Raw genomic sequence first — 17,573 nt, 5'->3', positions numbered from 1 at the left:
GGTCACGCATGCGCACGCAATACTGGGCCGTGCTGGTGCTGGCACTGTTGGCATGGTCCTGGTTTGCGCGCCCGATCTACGAGTTGTGCTGGGTTGTCATGCGGCGAATCGCCGAGCAGGTGTCCTTGCGCACAGCACCTGCCACGACCACGGCCCCGCGCGACCAGGTGATCGAGCGCATGGTTGAACAAGGGCGCGAGATCGACGAGTACCTGGCGCAGCACCGGGCGACACTTGCCGAGCAGGCGCGGCGCTCCCAGGCGACAGCCCGATCCCAGGCCTCTGATTCATCCGCGACGGACCTCGAGGCGGCTCGGGCGCAACTGCGCCACAGTCTGGACTTTCCACCGCCGAGGTTCGATGGCAGCCGGGTTGGAAAGATAGAAGAGCACCCGCTCGGCGAGGACGAACTCGCCAGATACAGCGAGTGGCGCATCCCCGTGCTACCCGGGCTGCATGCGAGCGGGATCTATGCGCGGCCGAAGTCGGCCCGCGCGGAAGAACGGCTGCCCTTGATCATTGCCGCTCCGGGCAGGCACGGCGCGCCGGCTGCAGGGGCGGCCGATGTGCGCATGGCGACACGTTCGGCGCGCGATCTGGCTTGGGAGCCGCTCGCGCGGGGGTTTGCGGTCTGGTTGCCAACCTTCGTGTTCTACGGCCCCGACAACGACGACGACTTTCGCTACCGGCTGACGATGCGTGCGCGCCAAAGCGGCACCTCGCTGCTGTCCATCGAGATTGCGAAGCTGGTGCGCACGCTGGATGCCATCGAGCAGCAGCGTGACGACATCGATCCGGCACGCATCGCCATGATGGGCTTTTCGTACGGCGGCTTCTATGCCTTGCACACCGCTGCCCTGGAACCTCGCATCCGTGCTTTGATTGTGATGGGCTACTTTAACGATCGCGAAGCGGTGCTCCGCCAAGCCGAGCCCTACGGCTACATCGACTGGCGATTCGACCGCAGTGTTGCGCTGTGGCGCGACCCGGAACTCGCGGCGCTCGTGGCGCCCAGGCCGTTCTTTGTCCAGTTCGGCACACAGGACCCGCTCTTCGCCGTGGCAGGCGCGCGCAAGGCTGCAGCGGAAGCGGCGTCTCGCTATGCGACAGTCGGCGCGGCCGATCGTTTCGAGGCTCACGAGTTCGTCGCAAAGCACGAGTTCGACACTCGCCCGGCAATGGACTTCCTGACGCGGCAGTTTGGGGGAAGTTCGCGCCATTGACAGGGCCCTCCACGCAGGGCCGTGTTCAGGCCGGCCCGGTGCTGGCCCGCACGATCAACTCGACGCGCAGTGGCGGCGGCTCGAAGTGCTGGCCCGCGAGTCGCGACAACAGCAGCCGACCCGCTGATTCGCCGATCTCGCGGATGGGCAGGCGCACGGTGGTGAGCGGCGGATGCAGGTAGGCCGCGAAGTCGTTGTCGTTGAAGCTGGCCACCGAGAGCTTCTTCGGCACCGCGATGCCGCCCTGGTCGAGTGCGGCGAGCGCGCCGGCCGCCAGGTAGTCGGTACCGAAGACCATCGCCGTGACAGGCGTGCGTCGCGCGAGGATCGCCTGCATGGCGGCGAAGCCTTCCGCAAAGCCGTACTCCGTCTCGATGATGGCGCGCTCGTCGAGCGCCATGTCATGCCGCGCCAACGCCAGGGCCACGCCCTCGAAGCGGTGGCGGGCACGCTCGCTGTCTTTGCTGTTGCCGCCGACGAAGCCGATGCGCTTGTGTCCGAGGGCAGCCAGGTGCGCGACGACGTGCGCACCGGCCGCGTGCTCGTCGAAGCCCACGGCGTCGCTGCCCGATCCGGGCGGCGCCCACATCTGCACGAAGGGAGTTCGATTGGCGGCGAGCATCGACAGGATGGCCGGCGGCTGGTCGGCCCCCAGCAGCGCCACCGCATCGACGCCGCGCTCCAGCATCGCCCGCAGGATGGCCGGCTCCTGCTCGCGCCGGCCCTCCGGTGCCGCCAGCAGCAGCGTGTAGCCCTGCTCTGCCAGCGTGGCCTCGAGCGCCTGGATCATGGCCGGGAAAGAAGAACTGCCGAAGCGTGGCACGACCGCGCCGATGGTCTTCGTGCGCCGCATCGCGAGCGCGCGGGCGGCTCCATTCACCACGTACCCGAGCCGATCGGCCGCCGCCGTCACGCGCGCCCGGGTGGCCTCGCTGATCATCTCGGGCTTCGACAGCGCGCGGGAAACGGTGCCGGTGGACACGCCCGCGAGTGCCGCTACATCGGCCAGCGAGGCCGAGCGGGCGCTTGATTCAACAGGGCCGGGCGAAGAGCGGGAGGAGTTCGGCATGGGTGCGGGGTGATGACGATCATACGAAGTTGCAAGCGGTTGCAGCCAGCGTGACGCAGCTCGCGCCCGTTTGCTGGCCAGGATGAGGGAAATCCCCTAGTGGACACTCGGCGCCGCATCGTCGTAAGCTTAGTGCAAGCGCTTGCATTAGCGCTGGAGCCCTGCCTTTTGGGCCCTACTTTCCGGAGACTTTCGATGAAAACCAGTTCCTCTTCCTCACGCCGCCTGCTGCTCCAAGGCGCGCTCGCCGCCGGGGCCGCGCTCGCATTGCCAGCCCTGGCCCAGCCGGCCTGGCCGATCGCCGGCAAGCCGATCCGCATCATCGTGCCGTTCCCGGCAGGCTCCGGCTCGGACACGACCGCGCGCGTGATCGCCAAGCTGATGGGGGACGAACTCGGCGGGCATCCGGTGATCGTGGACAACAAGCCCGGCGCCGGCACCTTCATCGGCGCGCAAGAGGTGGCACGCGCGCCGGCCGACGGCCACACGCTGCTCTACACCATCGTCATCACGCACACGCAGAACCCGCACCTGTACGCGAAGCTGCCCTACGACCCGGTGCGCGATTTCACGCCGCTGGCACAGATGGTGAAGTCGGCGACGGTGCTGATCGCGAACCCGTCCGCACCGGTGAACAACGTGCAGGAACTGGTGGCCTATGCGCGCGCCAACCCGGGCAAGCTGAACTACGCCTCCTACTCCGCCGGTTCCACCTCGCACCTCAATGGCGAGCTGCTGCAGATGCGCACCGGCACGCGAATGGTCCACGTGCCCTACAAGGGAACGGCCGATGCCTCGCGGGCCCTGGTTGCGGGCGACGTGCACCTGTACTTCGACGGCACCGCGAGCGCCGTGGCACTGATCAAGGCCGGCAAGGCCAAGGGCATTGGCGCTGCAACGCCGACGCGCGTCTCGGTCTTGCCGGACCTGCCCACCATCTCCGAGCAGGGCGTGAAGGGGCTCGACATCGTGGGCTGGCAGGCGATCTTCGGTCCGGGCCAGATGAACCCGGCGCTCGCGAAGCAGGTGAGCTCGCTCCTGGCCAAGGTCGCGCGCATGCCCGAGATGCTCAAGCTCATCGAGGCGCAGGGCAACGAGCCCTCGGGCGTGAGCGGCCCCGAGTTCGCGTCCATCGTGAAGAGCGACAGCGAGCGATGGGGCGAGGTCATCCGCAGCGCCAACATCAAGCTCGACTGAAAGAAAGAGACCCACATCCATGTTCGATACCCTCATCCGCGGCGGCACCCTGGTCGACGGCAGTGGCGCGCCGCAACGGCAGGCCGACATCGGCATCGCCGGCGGCCGCATTGCCGAGATCGGCGACAAGCTGGGCCCGGCGCGGCGCACCATCGATGCAGACGGCGCCATCGTCACGCCAGGCTGGGTCGACGTGCACACGCACTACGACGGCCAGGCCACCTGGGACCCTTACCTCAGCCCGTCGACCGATCACGGCGTGACCAGCGTGGTCATGGGCAACTGCGGCGTCGGCTTCGCGCCGGTCAAGCCCGATCGCCGCGAGTGGCTGATCAGCGTGATGGAAGGCGTGGAGGACATCCCCGGCACCGTGCTGGCCGAGGGCATCCGCTGGGACTGGGAGAGCTTCCCCGAGTACCTCGATGCGCTGGAGCGCATGCCGCGCGCGCTCGACGTGGGCGCGCAGATCCCGCATTCGGCACTGCGCGCCTACGTGATGGGCGAGCGCGGCGTGACGCACGACGAGGCAACGCAGGACGACATCCGCGCGATGGTGGCGCTTGCGCGCGAGGGCCTGCGCGCCGGTGCGCTGGGCCTGTCGACCAGCCGCACCATCATCCACAAGTACGACGGCCGCAAGTACCCGCCGGGCACCTTCGCATCGCCGGACGAGATCCTCGGCCTGGCGCGCACGCTGGGCGAAGTCGGCCACGGCGTGTTCCAGATGACCTCCAACCATTACCAGATGGAGACGGAGGTGCCCTGGCTCGCCGAAGTGGCGCGCGACAACCGGCTGCCGGTGGCCTTCGCGCTGGTGCAGACCGACCAGACGCCCGACACCTGGGCCCGACTGCTGGCGACGCTCGACGAAACGCACAAGGCCGGCATCCCGCTTTATGGCGCGGTGGCCGGGCGGCCGGCCGGCATCCTCATGGCCTGGCTGGGGTCCACGCACCCGTTCATGTCGCATCCGCTGTGGCAGCAGATCGCGCCGCTGCCCTGGCCCGAGAAGCTGGCCCGGCTGCGCGACCCGCAGGTGCGTGCGCAGCTCACCGACATGGACACGCTGATGGGCGCCGCCAAGTACGACACGCGCCTCGCCTACCTGACCCAGAGCTTCCAGAAGATGTACGCGCTCGGCAGCGAGCCCGACTACGAACCGCCGGCGGAGTGCAGCATCGCCGCCATTGCCGAACGCGAGCGCCGCGTGCCGCTCGAGGTGGCGTACGACATGCTGATGGCCGACGAGGGCCGCGGGATCATCTACTTTCCGAGCTTCAACTACGCCTACAACGACCTGAGCCAGCTGCACACGCAGCTGCAGCATCCGCGCACGATGATGAGCCTCGCCGATGGCGGTGCGCACTGCGGCTACATCTGCGACGTGAGCATGCCGACCTACATGCTGACGCACTGGGCGCGCGACCGCCGCCGCGGGCCGACGCTTCCGCTCGAACTGATGGTCCAGCGACAGACCCGCGACACGGCGGCCATCTACGGCTTGCGAGACCGAGGCCTGCTCGCCCCGGGGTACCTGGCGGACATCAACATCATCGACTTCGACCGCCTCCGGCTGCCGCCGCCGTATGTGGCCTTCGACCTGCCGGCAGGCGGACGGCGCCTCGTGCAGACCGCCGAGGGTTATCGCGCCACGCTGAAGCGCGGCGAGACGATCATGGAAAACGGACAGGCTACCGGTGCGCTGCCGGGCGGGCTGATACGCGGGCCGCAGGCGCTGGCGTAGCCCTGGCCCACTGGCCTATCTGGTCGGCGAGGGGGTCGGACTGAGGCAGTCAATCACGATGAGGGCGGCGACCACGGCCTGCTAGCTCCGCCCCAGCTTCGCCAACCTCACCAGCGCCTCGCTCAAGGTGTCGAGCGATACAGGCTTGGTCAGGTGCAGGTCGAAGCCCGCGGCCCTGGACTTCTGCGCATCCTCGGGCCGCCCGAAACCGGTGACAGCGATCGCCGGCCAGTGTGCTGCCTTCGGCAGCTGGCGCAGCCGCGTGATGAGCTCGAGTCCGTCCATGCCGGGCATGCCGATGTCGGAGACCAGGAGATCGAAGTTGCCGTTCTGCGCCTGCTCCCACGCCGCGTAGGCGCTCATGGCGGTCGTGACTTTCGCGCCCTCGGCGGTCAGCAGCTCGCCGAGTGTTTCCAGCGTGGCGACGTCGTCGTCCACCAGCAGGATGCGCCGCCCATTCAGGGCCTGGCGCGACACCAGCTGGAAGTCGGGCCTGTCGTCGCTCAGCGCGCCTTCCAGCAAGGGAAGCCGCACGCGGAAAACAGCCCCTTGGCCCGGCCCTTTCGATTCGGCCTGGACGCTGCCGCCATGCAGCTCCGCCAAGCTCTTGACCAGCGCCAGGCCGATACCGAGACCGCCTTCGCGCCGGGTGGAGGGGTTGTGGTCCGCCTGCTGGAACATGTCGAACACGCGGTCGAGAAAGCCGGGCTCGATGCCGCGCCCCGTGTCCTGCACTTCCAGGAGAGCCCAGGGGCCGTCGCGGGTCAGGCGCACGTGGACCGAGCCACCGGGCGGCGTGAACTTCAGCGCATTGCTCGCCAGGTTCCAGAAGATCTGCTCGACACGCACCACGTCCGCGAAGATCGCGAGGTCCTCGGTTTCCACGGTGAGGGACAGCTGCTTCGCCTGCGCATCCGTGCGCAATGCATCGGCGATCCGCTCGATGATGGGCCGCCATTTCACGGCCGAACGGCTCAGCGTGAGCTTGCCGGTCTGCAGGCGCGAGAGGTCGAGCAGGTCATCGATGATCTGCGACTGCCCCTGGATCGCGCGCCGGATGGTGTCGACCGTTCGCGACAACCTCGGCACGGCCTGGACTTCCGGCGAGCGCCCGATCAGCTCCGCGCTCATCATGATGAGGTTCAGCGGATTCTTGAGCTCGTGCGACATCACGGCCAGGAACTCGTTGCGCAGGGCATGCGCCGCCTCGAGCTGGGCGCGCACCACCTTCTCGGCATCTAGCAGGTCCTCGCGCTGGCGCTCCAGCAGGCGGCGCTCGGTCAGGTCGCGAGCGATCTTGGCGAACCCTTCGATGTTGCCTTCGACCAGCGGGGTCGTGATGCCGCTGCAGTAGAAGCGGCTGCCGTCCTTGCGCAGATGCCAGCGCTCGTCGAGCGCTCGACCGCTCTCGCGGGCAGCCTGCAGCTCCTGCTCGGGCGCGCCGGCGGCGCGATCCTCCGGAACGAAGAGGCGGCGGAAGTGCTCGCCCACCACTTCGTCCACGGTGTAGCCGAACATCAGCTCGGCCCCCTTGTTCCAGCCGGTGACGCGGCCGGCAGCATCGAGCGTGATGACGGCGAAATCCTTGGTGCTTTCCGCGACCAGGCGCAGGCGCTCGTCGCGCGCGCGCACCTGCTCCTGCGCCGCACGGCGCTCGGTCACGTCGATGAAGTTGAGCACGGCGCCGTCGATGCGGTCCTCGTTGGTGCGGTAGGCCGATACGCGCATGAGGTACCAGCGGCCATCGATGGAGGCAACCTCCCGCTCCACCGGCTGCAGCGTCGCCAGCACATGCCGGACATCCGTTGCAAAGCTGTCTGCGTAGTCGAGGTGATGGGTGATGTCGCTCAGCGGGCGCCCCATGTCGGTCGCCAGAACGTTGAAGACCTTGGAGCTCTGCGGCGTGAAGCCCTTGATGAGCATTCGCCTGTCGACGAACAGGGTGGCGATGTTCATCGAGGTGATGAGGTTGTTCAGGTCGTCGTTGACCTTGGCTGTTTCCTCGACCTTGTGCTTGAGCTCGAAGTTGACGGTCGTCAGTTCCTCGTTGACGGACTGGAGCTCTTCCTTGCTGGTCTCGAGTTCTTCCGTCGCCGAACGAAGCTCCTCGTTCATCGACTGCAGTTCTTCGTTGGAAGCGCGCAGCGCTTCGCCGGAACTCGCGGATTCGCCCACGGTGCCCTGCAGCTCGCGCTGCAGCCGCAGCACCTCCGCTTCGAGCACGGCGTAGGCGGGATCGAGTGCGCCGGGGCCTGTCTCGGCACTCGGGTAAAGGGTCGCGTCCACTTCGTCGAACGCAATGAGCATGTAGCCGCTCCTGCTTGCATCGTGACTGCCGTACGCCGTCATCTGCAGCGTGATGCGCCCCTGTTCCCCGTCGATCGTGACCGGCTTGGCCGCGACGCGCCGCCCGGAATGCGCCGCCAGCAATACAGCGGGGCGAAGCGCCAGGGCGAGTTCCGGCAGCACGACCACGAGCAGGTCCTGCGAGGGAACGCCCGGCACATGGCGGAGGTAGCGCGCGGCCCCCGGATTCGTGTGCATGATCTTGTGGTTGGCATCGATGACCACGGTGGCGCGGTCGCAGTCGTCGAGCAGCCTTTGATGAAGCACGGTGAGACCCGCCACCGATGGCAATGGCCGCTCCGCGGTGCCTCCCGGCGCAGGGAATGCCCCGCTGCGCAAGGGCAGCACGTCGCCGCGGCGCAGCCGAACGGCGTTGGCCCTGTAGATCCGGCGCTTCTTGTCGACGACGGTGAAGTGCTCGGGCAGCGAATCCGCAGACTCGGCACTGCCGAGGAAAAGCAGGCCCCCCGGGTTCAGTGCGAAATGGAACATCTCGAGCACTTCGGCCTGCAGGTCCCGCTCGAGATAGATCAGCAGGTTTCGACAGGCGATCAGGTGGAGGCGCGAGAAGGGTGGGTCGCGCAGCACGTTGTGCCGGGCAAAGAGGATCTGCTCCCGCAACGCCTTCTTGACCTTGTAGGTGCCGCCGTCGTAGTCGAAGAACTGCCGCAGGCGCGCCCCGGACACATCGGCGGCGATGCCCTCCGGATACACACCGGCGCGGGCCATCGCCAGGGCGCGATCGTCGATGTCGGACGCGAAGATCTGGATCGACGGGCGCGGCACCATCTCCGGAGCGCTTTCGTTGAGCACCATGGCCACCGAGTAGGCCTCTTCGCCGGTGGCGCAGCCGACCACCCATGCGCGCAGCGGCGCACCCGCCGGCAGCTGCTGGAACAGCCCGTGCGAGACCTCTCGCTCCAGCGCCTCGAAGGCATCCGCGTCGCGGCAGAAGCTCGTGACGCTGATGAGCATGTCCTGCAGCAGGTGAGCGGTTTCCTGCGGATGGGCCTCGAGATACTGCCGGTAGGCAGCCAGGTTCTGCTGGCGTGTGACCTGCATCCGGCGCTCCAGACGCCGCACGACGGTGCCCCGCTTGTAGTTCCGGAAGTCATTGCCGGTGCGACTTGCGAGGATGGCAATGACGTCGTCGAGTGCCGCATCGGCACGGGCTGCCGCGGCCTCGGTGGGCTCTCTGGCCTGCAAGCCGGCCTCCGCCGCATGCGGCAGCTCGATGGCGCGGGCGTTCTGCCACAGCTCGATCAGCTTCGCCGGTATCTCGGCCGCAGACAGCACGAAGTCGACCCGGCCGGTGGCGATCGCAGCGCGCGGCATGCCTGCGTACTCGGCATCGGTCGGCGCCTGCACCAGCGAAATGCCCCCTTGCGCCTTCACTTCCCCCAGGCCCAGCGCGCCATCGCTGCCCGTGCCGGAAAGGACCACTGCAATGGCACGCTCCCGATGCGCCTGCGCCAGCGTCCGGAAGAACAGGTCGATGGCCACCGGGCGGCCGCGCGGGCGGTCCAGCTTCTCGACGACCAGCTTGCCATCGTCCATCGTCAGGTGGAGGGCGGGGGCGATCACGTAGACGTGATTGATCTCGATCGGGCCGGTCTGCGACACCTGCATCACGGGCATGCGCGTCGCCCGCTGAAGAATGGAGGCCGCATGGCTCTCGTGTTCAGGCGACAGGTGGAGCACGACGACGAACGCCATGCCGGGCTCGTCGGGCATCCGCTCGAACAACTGCAAGGCTGCGGCCATGCCGCCCGCAGAGGCGCCAATTCCGACCACGGGAAATTCAAGGGATGAGCGACGCGTCTCGTCCACCACGTTCCAATCGATGTCGTTCTGCGCCGGCTGCTGATTCATGCAGTCTCCTGTGATCGGGAAATTATGCGCGGCCCCCTTCCCGGCCGTCGTGCGGCATGCCGCCGCGTGGTCAAACCTCCGTCCACATCCTCAGCAGGTTGTGATAGTGCCCCGTCAGCGACACGGTCTCTTCGCAGTCCCCCACGCGGGCGCGCAGCTTCTGGATCGACTGGTCCAGCTCGAACAGCATCTCGCGCCGCCTGTCGTCCCGCACCATGCTCTGCACCCAGAAAAAGGAGCAGACACGGGCGCCGCGGGTCACGGGGTGCACGCGATGCAGGCTGCTGGACGGATAGAGGATGAGGTCGCCGGCGGGGAGCTTGACCTCGTGCGTGCCGTAGGTATCGACCACCTCGAGGTCGCCGCCATCGTAGTCCTCCGGTTCGCACAGGAACAGCGTGCACGATAGATCGGTTCGCAACTGGATGTTGCTGACCGGCACCGAGCGAACGGCGCCGTCGATGTGCAGCCCGTAGTTCTCGCCGCCCTCGTAGCGGTTGAAGAGCGGCGGCACGAAGCGCAAGGGCAAGGCGGCGGAAAAGAAGAGCGGGCTTTTCGCCAACGCGGCAAGGATTGACTGGCCGAGCTCGCGGCCGACTGGCGAGAGCTCCGGCAACTGGCGGTTCTGCTTGACGCGTGCGCCCTGGGGACCCACCGTCTCCCGGCCGTCGACCCACTCCGCGGCAGCCAGCGCGGCGCGGATGTCGCGCACCTGCTCGGGAGTGAGGACGCCAGGAACATGCAACATCATCTGGAGGGCCTCCAAAAAAGGAAAGAACCCGGGCCTTTCAGCCGGGGCTCCGAGTGTCGCACCGCGATTGTGGCGCGGCGGCGCGACGCAGTGCGACGCAGTGCGAAGCAGTGCGGCGTGATGCGGCGTGATGCGGCGATCAGAACCTGAAGTTGGCCGACAGCAATGCCGAGCGCGGCGTTCCGAGCACCAGGCGGTTGCCGGCATTGTTGACGCGCGCCAGGTAGAACTTGTCGGTCAGGTTGTACAGGTTCAGCTGCACCGAGACGTTCTTGTTGACCTCGTAGCCGATCATGGCGTCGAACACGGCATAGCTGGGGATCTCGGGAAAGAACGAGGTCGGCGTAGCGGCCGCGTTGCTGGTCGCGCGCTGTTGCGTTGCAACGTAGCGCGCGCCGCCACCGAGGGTGAGGCCGTTCCGGAACCTGTAGCTGGTCCACAGCGTCGCCGTGAGCTTGGGCGAGTAGCGGACCTGCGCTCCCTGCTGAGTGGTGCTGGTGCGAGAGCCTTCGAGGATCTTGGTGTCGATGTGGGCGAGGCCGGCGATCAACTGCCAGGCCGGGGTGATCTGGCCCACCGCGCTCAGCTCGACGCCCTGGACGCGGGTCTTGCCGTACTGCTCGAAGTTGCCGAAGCTATCGGCCTGGACCTGCTCGTTTTCGTTCGTGGTGCGGAAGAGCGCGCCCGCCAGTGCCAGGCGGCCGTCCAGCACATCCCACTTGGTGCCGATCTCCGCGGTCTTGGACTTCTGCGGATCGAGGTTCAGGTTGTTGATGTTGGCAGTGGCCGTGGTCTGGAAGGCGAAGTTGCCGCCCGGCGGCTGCGCGCCGGTGGCATAGGCGGCATAGAGGCTGCCGTTGGGCGCCGGCTTGTAGACGAGGCCGATCTTGCCGGTGAGGAGGTTGTCCGACTTCTCCTGCGTCGTCGCAGCCTGCGCGCCACCCACGGTGGCCGGCGCGGCGAGGCTGAAGTAGTTGGTGCGGTAGTGCTCGAAGCGCAGGCCGCCGGTGAGCAGCCATTGCTCGTTGAACTTCATGGTGTCGAACACGTAGGCCGCGGCGGTGGAGGTCTTGCCCTCCACCGAGGCACCGCTCGGCAGCACCGGCACGAACGGGCGGTAGATGTTCGGCAGGTACATGCTGTTGTAGGCCTGGTAGGTGCCGCTCACCAGCTGGCCGTTGGTCCGATCGATACGGGCGGCCATCGTGCCGTTGTCCTGCTCTTCGCGCGTGAGCTCGATGCCGGCGTTGAGGGTGTGCTTGACGGACCCGGTCGCCAGCTCGGCGCTGAGGTTGGTCTGGTTGGTGAGGATTTCGTTCCTCTGGAGCTTGCCCTGCGGCAGCACGCGGGTGGACCAGGTCAGCGGGTTGAGGATGTCGGGCGTGAGCGGACCGCTGCTGAAGACGCCGGTGAGCACGAGGTCCTGGTCGGTCTTGCCCCAGCGCGTGAGGTTGCGCAGCCTGAGGCCGTTGCCGAAGTCATGGTCGATGCGCGCTGTGAACATGTCGGCCTTGACGTTGTCGTGGTCCGACAAGTAGCCGTAGTAGTTGCGCGTGTCGACTTGCGGCCCGTTGCCGCCCCGCGCCGAGAGCTGCGAGAGATAGAAGCCGTCGAGGCCGATGGTCGGCAGGCCGCCGTCGGGGCGGTTCTTCTGGTCGACGTGCTGGTACTGCAGGACCACGCGCGTGGGTGTGTTCAGGCCGAAGGCGATGGAAGGCGCGACGGCCCAGCCCTTGTTCTCCACGTCGTCGCGGCCGACGACGCCGCTGTCCTGCTTCATGACGTTCAGGCGGAAGGCCATGGAGCCGGACTCGTTGAGCACGCGGTTGAAGTCGCCCGTGACGCGCTTGTAGTCGCCGCTGCCGATGCCGACGCTGCCGGTGAAGAAGTTCTCGGCCAGCGGCACCTTGCTGACGAGGTTGATGTAGCCGGTGGGCGCGGTCCGGCCGATGTCGGCGCTGGCCGGGCCCTTGACGACTTCTACCGACTCCACGTTGAACATGTCGCGGGTCACGGTGCCGATGTCGCGCGCGCCGTCGATGAAGACACTGCCGGAGGTGTCGAAGCCGCGCAGAAAGACGGCATCGCCCGTGCTCGTGTTGCCGTTCTCGCCCATCTGGAAGGTGACGCCGGGCGTATTGCGCAACGCCTCCGTCAAGGTCGTGGCGCCCTGCTCCTGCAGGACTTCCTTCTTGATCACGGTCACGGTTTGCGGCGTGTCGACCAATGGCTCGCTGAACTTGGGCGATGAAACGCGCTCGGCCTTGAAGCCGTCGGCGGTCGCTTCGACCTTCACCTCGCGCAGGGTGGAAGCCGAGGCGCCGCCCGCGGTCTGCGCGGCGGCAGGCAAGGCAAACGCCATCAATGTGGCCGCTGCGGCAGCAGCCGTGCCGAAGGGGGGAACGCCGCGCGCGACTGCGTGCTTGCGGCTCTTGATATACGCCATGAAAGGATCCTCCAGGATTGAAATTGCGTGACAACTTCACTGGCGGGTCCGTGCAGCGCATCCGGGCGATGCGGGGGATTGGCTGGCTAAGTTCATTCGCCGAGATGTACCGGCGAGCGATGCAAATGATAACGACTCTCAACAACAAGGTTCGCGAATCTTCACATCCTCGGCAAATTTCCTCGCGGACGTGGCCAGGCCGCAACGTCGGCGCGCCTTGGCCAGGGGCTCAGTAGACGTCGCGCCGGTAGCGCCCGGCCGCGGCCATCTGGTGCAGGCGGTCACGGCCGATGATCTGGCGCAGCGCGGTGTCCACACCGGAAGCCATGCCCTGCAGGCTGCCGCACACATAGAGCGCTGCGCCGCGCTCGACCCAGGCGCGCACCTCCTCCGCGGCGTGGAAGAGACGGTGCTGCACATAGCGCCGCTCGCCGTGAAGCGACTCCTCGTCGCGCGAGAACACCATGTCGAGTCGGGCGAGTGCACCGGCGGCCAGCCAGCCTTCGAGTTCGTCGCGGTACAGGAAGTCGTGCCGCGCACTGCGTTCGCCGAACACCAGCCAGCTGTCGTGCACGCCGTGGGCGATGCGCGCGCGCAGGTGGCCGCGCAGGCCTGCGAGGCCGGTGCCGTTGCCGATCAGGATGAGCGGTCGATCCGCATTGCCGTTCAGGCGGAAGTTGTTGTGCTGGCGCAGGCGCAGCGCCATGGCACCGCCCGGCGCCAGCGCGGCAGTGAGCAGGCCGGACGCGGCGCCGAGCGTGCCGTCGGGGTGCCGCTCCTGGCGAACCAGCAGCTGCAGTTCGCCGTCAGCCGGGATCGAGGCGATCGAATAGTCGCGCGGGCGTTGCGGGTCGGAGGCGAGCTGGATCTGCGCCAGGTCGCCAGAGGCCCAGTGCGGGAGCGCGCCGCTCGCCGGGGCAAAGGCGAGATGGAAGACCGGTGCGCCGGCGCTGCCCGCATTGAGCTGCCTGCGCGCCACCAGACGCCATGGCTGGAAGTCATCGTCGGCAGGCGTGTCGCTCTCGTTGCCGACGCCCCCACCGTCGCCCTCCCCCTGCCACTGTTCGCGCCAGCGGGCCAGCGCGGTGTCGTCGCCGTTGTCGACGTCGATGCGCTCGAACGCCGGCACGGCGCCACTGTCGCGCAGCCACGCATCGAGGCGGCGCCCGAAGCCGCAGAAATGCGCGTACTGGCGGTCGCCCAGTGCGAGCAGCGCGTAGCGCAGGCTCGACAACTCCGCGCGCGCTTCCATGATCCGCTCGACGAAGGCGCTGGCGCCATCGGGCGCATCGCCTTCGCCGTAGGTGCTGGCCACGAACAGCGCGCGTGGGGCCGCCTGGAGGGTCGCGAGGTCTAGCTCGTTGAGCGACATCACGCGCACGGCCGCACCCTGGGCATGCAGCCAGCGCGCGGTCTGCCAGGCGATGGACTCGGCCTGGCCCGTCTGCGTGGCGTGCAGCAACAGCATCGGTTCGCCGGCGGCAGCGAGGGAAGCGGCGTCTTGCAGCAGCGCCTGGGCACGCCGGCGCTCGCGCTGCCAGATCGCGGCACACAGGCCACCGTAAGCGAGGACCGATGCCGCCGCCGCGAGCTGACGCCAACCGTCGTCCATCAGTCCCGGCGTTCCTTCCAGGCAGTGCTGGGGCGCCACTCGAGCGCCTCGGCGGCGCGGACGCTGAACAGCGCGGCGATGCCGTGGGCATCGGCAAAGCACAGGCCTTCGTCCGGCCCGAGCACGGTAAGCACCGTGGCCAGCGCGTCGGCCTGCATGCACTGCGCGTGCAGCACGGTGACGCCGGCCACGGCGGGACCCACGGGCCGGCCGGTGCGCGGATCGATGCTGTGCGACCAGCGCCGGCCCGCATGCTCGCGCACCTGCCAACGGTCGCCGGAGGTGGCGACTGCCATGTCGGCCAGCGGCACGCGCAGGGCCGGACCGTCGCCCGCATCGACCTGCACCTGCCACGGCAGGCCACCGGGGCGGCGCCCCGCACCGCGCAGCTCGCCGCCAACCTCGAACAACAGATCGCGCAAGCCGAGCGCGCAAAGGGCCTCGACGCCATGGTCGACCGCGAAGCCCTTGGCGATGCCCGAGAGGTCGAGTACCACACCGCCGGGCTGCAGCACGCTGGCATCGGCCAGTTCGAAGCACAGGCGCTGCCAGCCCACGCGGGCGGCGGCATCGGCCAGCGCGTGGGCATCGGGCGCAGCGGCGGCGGCCTGGGGACCGAAGCCCCAGCAGGCCACGAGCGGCGCGACGGTCGGGTCGAGCGCGCCGCCGCTGGCATGCGCCCAGTCGAGCGCGCAGGCCAGCACGCTGGCGAACTCGCGGGGCAGGCGATGTCGCGAACCAGGCGGTGCGCGGTTGAAGCGGCTGATGACCGAGTCGGGCTCCCAATGGCTCATCTGTGCCACGACACGGTCGAGCGCATCCTCGACGGCTGCGCGCACCTGCGACAGCGCGAGCATGCGTGGGTTGTCGAAGCGCAGCGACCAGGTGGTGCCCATGGTGCGCCCTTCGAGGCGCTGCAGGCTGGACGGGTCGGCGCGGCGCGGCAGCGCAGCGGCGGCATAGCCATCGGCCAGACGGCGCGCAAAGGAAGGAGCCGCTTCACTCGCGGCGGCGGGGGCGGCGTTCAAGGGGCGTGCGATTTGAGATCACCTTCGCCTGCGGCTGCGGTGCTATTCCCCTTCGGAGCGGCGGTGCGGCTCATGGTGCCACTTCGAGCGTGGCCGCGTAGCTCAGCCGGCGCTCCTTGGCCTGGGGCACGGTCGTCTTGTTGTCGCGCGTGGAGGCATCGAGCCAGAACATCCCGGCGCTGGGCCATGTCACGCTGAACTGGCCCTTGTCGTCGGTCTTGAGCTTGACTTCGCTCAGCTTGTCGCGGTACTGCGTGTTGCCGGCGGTCACGGTGACTTCGAGGTCCTTGGCGGGTTGGCCGTCGATGCGCAGCACGAAGGTCGACTTCTCGCCCTTGACCAGATCGGTCGGGCTGCCCGTGCTCACGAGTTCCAGGCCCTGGCCGATCGGCTTGAGCGCACTGGGCTTGCCGACGGTGACGAAAGTTTCGATGCGCCCTGCCGACTGGGTGATGCTCACGTCGGCCGCATCGGCCGGGATCTCCTTGCCGATCGTCTCGGGCGTGCCGCGCGCGCGCTTGCCCTGGCCGGTGGCCTTGTCCTTCCAGTTCGCGAAGACGCCGTTGTTCAGCACGGCGATGCGGTAGGTGCCCGCCTGCGCCACGGGCACGTCGAACACGCTGCGGTACTTGAGCCTGGCTTCGTTCTCGGGCTTGATCAGGCTGCCGTCGGGCGCGACGATCTGCAGGCCGTCCAGCCGCAGCGGTGCATGGTTGGCGACGAACAGGTCGTTCGACACCGCCGCATCGACGGTGATGGTGTCGCCCTTCGACAGCACGGTGGTGGATGGCAGGAGCCAGGCGTTGTGAGCCACGGCAGGGACGGTGCACGACAATGCAAAAGCGAGGGCGGCGAGGCGCAGGGCGGGCTGGATCATGAGGACTCCTCTCGTTGAAGAAAAACGGCCGGGTACGTTGTTGCGGGTCACTACGGCTTGAGCTCGAGCCGGACCTCTCCGAGCTCTTCCTTGCCGGCGGCGACCGGCTGCGCCGCACTCGAGGGCGGCCACTGGAACGGGATGCTCACCACTTCGCGGCCACCGACTTCGCGGGCCGCCTCGACGACCAGCCTGTAGGCGCCCGGCGCAAGCTTTGGAAGCGCGCCGGTACCTTCCACGAAGCTCAGCTGGTGCTTGCCCGCCGGCCTGGTGGCGCTGGTCACGCCATCGACCGGCACCGCCAGCTCGCGGCCGCCGCGGCGCCACCACTGGCGCAGGTCCTTGAGCCATTTGGTGCCTTCGCCCTCGGGGTTGTTGGTCTTGGTGCGCACGTCGTACCAGACCGCCAGCGTGGTCGCCAGCGTGTTGTCGGGGCGCTCGATCCACGCCGATACGTAGGGCCGGTGGTATTCCGCGGCATTGAGGCGCGGCACCTCGATGCTGACTGCCAGGCCCGCCGCCCATGCGGGCGCCCCGAACAACGCGGACATGGCAACGGGCGCGAGTGAATAGCGGATATGCACGAAAGGACCTTTCTTCGTCCGGTTTGGATCAATGAACAAGCAGTAGCGCGAGGAGGAAAGGCACCAGCAGCCCCATCGCGACCATCGGCCACGTGAAGGGCCGGTTGCCCGCATGCATCTTGAGGATGAGCAGCCCGGTGACGGAGAACAGCAGCGCCGCCGCCGCGAAGATGTCGATGAACCAGCTCCAGGCTGCACCGGTGTTGCGCCCCTTGTGCAGGTCGTTCAGATAGGAGATCCAGCCGCGGTCGGTCAGCTCGTACTCGGCCTCGCCGTCTTCCAGACCGATGCGCAGCCACGCGTCGCCGCCTGGTCGCGGCAGCGAGAGATAGATCTCGTCCTGCGACCACTCCGCTTCCTTGCCGGCCGTAGCGACGCCCCACTGCGCCTGCACCCAGCGTTGCAGTTCGGCAGGCAGCTCGGCCTTGCCCTTCGCGGTCTTCACGATGTTCGGAAACAGGCCGGCCAACTGCCCGCGCAGCGCAGGGTCGACGGAGGCGGCCTTGTGCGTCACCGCAGGCCGCGCCTCGATCTGCGAAGCATGGTTGAGGGTGATGCCGGTGATGCTGAACAGCAGCATGCCGACGAGGCACAGCGCCGAACTGACCCAGTGCCACTCGTGCAGGGTCTTGAGCCAGTAGGAACGGCGTCGAGAGGAAGTAGCGGCGGTGGTGGTAGTGACGGAAGCGCTCATCGAAGCCCCATTGTATCCACACAAATGAGAATCAATGTCATTTGGATGTGCCGGTGGACGCCGCGCCCGGTTGGCTCCCTTGCGGGCTTCACCAGCTTGATGCGGAATTAGGGACTCTCTAATTCTTTCA

The 17,573-nt window shown here is 67.9% G+C and carries 12 protein-coding genes; 3 read left to right on the top strand and 9 right to left on the bottom strand.

Translation table 11 applies throughout. From position 1 onward, the window contains the following. Nucleotides 1-29: 29 nt before the first annotated feature. Nucleotides 30-1,223 (top strand): alpha/beta hydrolase family protein, encoded by a 1,194-nt coding sequence (locus G3W89_RS07880; protein ID WP_162573558.1) that lies wholly within the window; start codon nucleotides 30-32, stop codon nucleotides 1,221-1,223. A gap of 25 nt (nucleotides 1,224-1,248) precedes the next feature. Here G3W89_RS07880 and G3W89_RS07875 read toward each other — a convergent pair whose 3' ends face one another. Then, entirely contained in the window at nucleotides 1,249-2,292 is a 1,044-nt protein-coding gene (locus G3W89_RS07875; RefSeq protein WP_162573557.1) for a LacI family DNA-binding transcriptional regulator, read from the bottom strand. 195 nt (nucleotides 2,293-2,487) lie between these two features. Between G3W89_RS07875 and G3W89_RS07870 the strand changes: the two genes are divergently transcribed. Next, entirely contained in the window at nucleotides 2,488-3,489 is a 1,002-nt protein-coding gene (locus G3W89_RS07870; RefSeq protein WP_162573556.1) for a Bug family tripartite tricarboxylate transporter substrate binding protein, read from the top strand. A 19-nt stretch (nucleotides 3,490-3,508) separates the two neighbouring features. Beyond that, the gene (locus G3W89_RS07865; RefSeq protein ID WP_162573555.1) at nucleotides 3,509-5,233 is read left to right on the top strand and encodes an N-acyl-D-amino-acid deacylase family protein; all 1,725 of its coding nucleotides are present in this window, start codon (nucleotides 3,509-3,511) and stop codon (nucleotides 5,231-5,233) included. Nucleotides 5,234-5,314: 81 nt separating this feature from the next. On the opposite strand, the gene G3W89_RS07860 is transcribed toward G3W89_RS07865, so the two are convergent. The 8 genes from G3W89_RS07860 to G3W89_RS07825 form a co-directional block, all read right to left on the bottom strand. Further along, nucleotides 5,315-9,451, bottom strand: a complete 4,137-nt coding sequence (locus G3W89_RS07860; protein WP_162573554.1) for a CheR family methyltransferase — start codon at nucleotides 9,449-9,451, stop codon at nucleotides 5,315-5,317. Between the two features lie 70 nt (nucleotides 9,452-9,521). After that, on the bottom strand, nucleotides 9,522-10,202 hold the full coding sequence (locus G3W89_RS07855) for a Fe2+-dependent dioxygenase (RefSeq protein ID WP_162573553.1): 681 nt from the start codon (nucleotides 10,200-10,202) through the stop codon (nucleotides 9,522-9,524). Nucleotides 10,203-10,341: 139 nt separating this feature from the next. After that, the gene (locus G3W89_RS07850; protein ID WP_162573552.1) at nucleotides 10,342-12,648 is read right to left on the bottom strand and encodes a catecholate siderophore receptor Fiu; all 2,307 of its coding nucleotides are present in this window, start codon (nucleotides 12,646-12,648) and stop codon (nucleotides 10,342-10,344) included. Between the two features lie 229 nt (nucleotides 12,649-12,877). Next, nucleotides 12,878-14,260, bottom strand: a complete 1,383-nt coding sequence (locus G3W89_RS07845) for a sulfite reductase subunit alpha (RefSeq protein WP_162573551.1) — start codon at nucleotides 14,258-14,260, stop codon at nucleotides 12,878-12,880. Continuing rightward, on the bottom strand, nucleotides 14,260-15,288 hold the full coding sequence (locus tag G3W89_RS07840; RefSeq protein WP_443083156.1) for an FAD:protein FMN transferase: 1,029 nt from the start codon (nucleotides 15,286-15,288) through the stop codon (nucleotides 14,260-14,262). Before G3W89_RS07840 ends, G3W89_RS07845 begins: the two co-directional genes overlap by 1 nt. A gap of 70 nt (nucleotides 15,289-15,358) precedes the next feature. Continuing rightward, nucleotides 15,359-16,165: a DUF4198 domain-containing protein gene (locus G3W89_RS07835; protein ID WP_162573550.1), complete on the bottom strand. Its 807-nt coding sequence runs from the start codon at nucleotides 16,163-16,165 to the stop codon at nucleotides 15,359-15,361. A gap of 50 nt (nucleotides 16,166-16,215) precedes the next feature. Beyond that, the gene (locus tag G3W89_RS07830; protein ID WP_162573549.1) at nucleotides 16,216-16,749 is read right to left on the bottom strand and encodes a DUF2271 domain-containing protein; all 534 of its coding nucleotides are present in this window, start codon (nucleotides 16,747-16,749) and stop codon (nucleotides 16,216-16,218) included. A 28-nt stretch (nucleotides 16,750-16,777) separates the two neighbouring features. Beyond that, nucleotides 16,778-17,443 carry a PepSY-associated TM helix domain-containing protein gene (locus tag G3W89_RS07825; protein WP_162573548.1) on the bottom strand — a complete coding sequence of 222 codons (666 nt, stop codon included), beginning with the start codon at nucleotides 17,441-17,443 and terminating at the stop codon, nucleotides 16,778-16,780. Nucleotides 17,444-17,573 lie beyond the last annotated feature (130 nt).

Source organism: Variovorax sp. PBL-H6, from assembly GCF_901827155.1.
Lineage (GTDB): Bacteria > Pseudomonadota > Gammaproteobacteria > Burkholderiales > Burkholderiaceae_C > Variovorax.
Note: the sequence above shows the minus strand (reverse complement) of the source record. Positions and strands in the feature narration are given on the sequence as shown.

Bases quoted from the DNA above. Each gene is read 5' to 3' on its own strand.
- G3W89_RS07875 (WP_162573557.1), bottom strand. From the start codon at position 2,292: ATGCCGAACTCCTCCCGCTCTTCGCCCGGCCCTGTTGAATCAAGCGCC.
- G3W89_RS07870 (WP_162573556.1), top strand. From the start codon at position 2,488: ATGAAAACCAGTTCCTCTTCCTCACGCCGCCTGCTGCTCCAAGGCGCG.
- G3W89_RS07865 (WP_162573555.1), top strand. From the start codon at position 3,509: ATGTTCGATACCCTCATCCGCGGCGGCACCCTGGTCGACGGCAGTGGC.
- G3W89_RS07860 (WP_162573554.1), bottom strand. From the start codon at position 9,451: ATGAATCAGCAGCCGGCGCAGAACGACATCGATTGGAACGTGGTGGAC.
- G3W89_RS07855 (WP_162573553.1), bottom strand. From the start codon at position 10,202: ATGATGTTGCATGTTCCTGGCGTCCTCACTCCCGAGCAGGTGCGCGAC.
- G3W89_RS07850 (WP_162573552.1), bottom strand. From the start codon at position 12,648: ATGGCGTATATCAAGAGCCGCAAGCACGCAGTCGCGCGCGGCGTTCCC.
- G3W89_RS07845 (WP_162573551.1), bottom strand. From the start codon at position 14,260: ATGGACGACGGTTGGCGTCAGCTCGCGGCGGCGGCATCGGTCCTCGCT.
- G3W89_RS07835 (WP_162573550.1), bottom strand. From the start codon at position 16,165: ATGATCCAGCCCGCCCTGCGCCTCGCCGCCCTCGCTTTTGCATTGTCG.
- G3W89_RS07825 (WP_162573548.1), bottom strand. From the start codon at position 17,443: ATGAGCGCTTCCGTCACTACCACCACCGCCGCTACTTCCTCTCGACGC.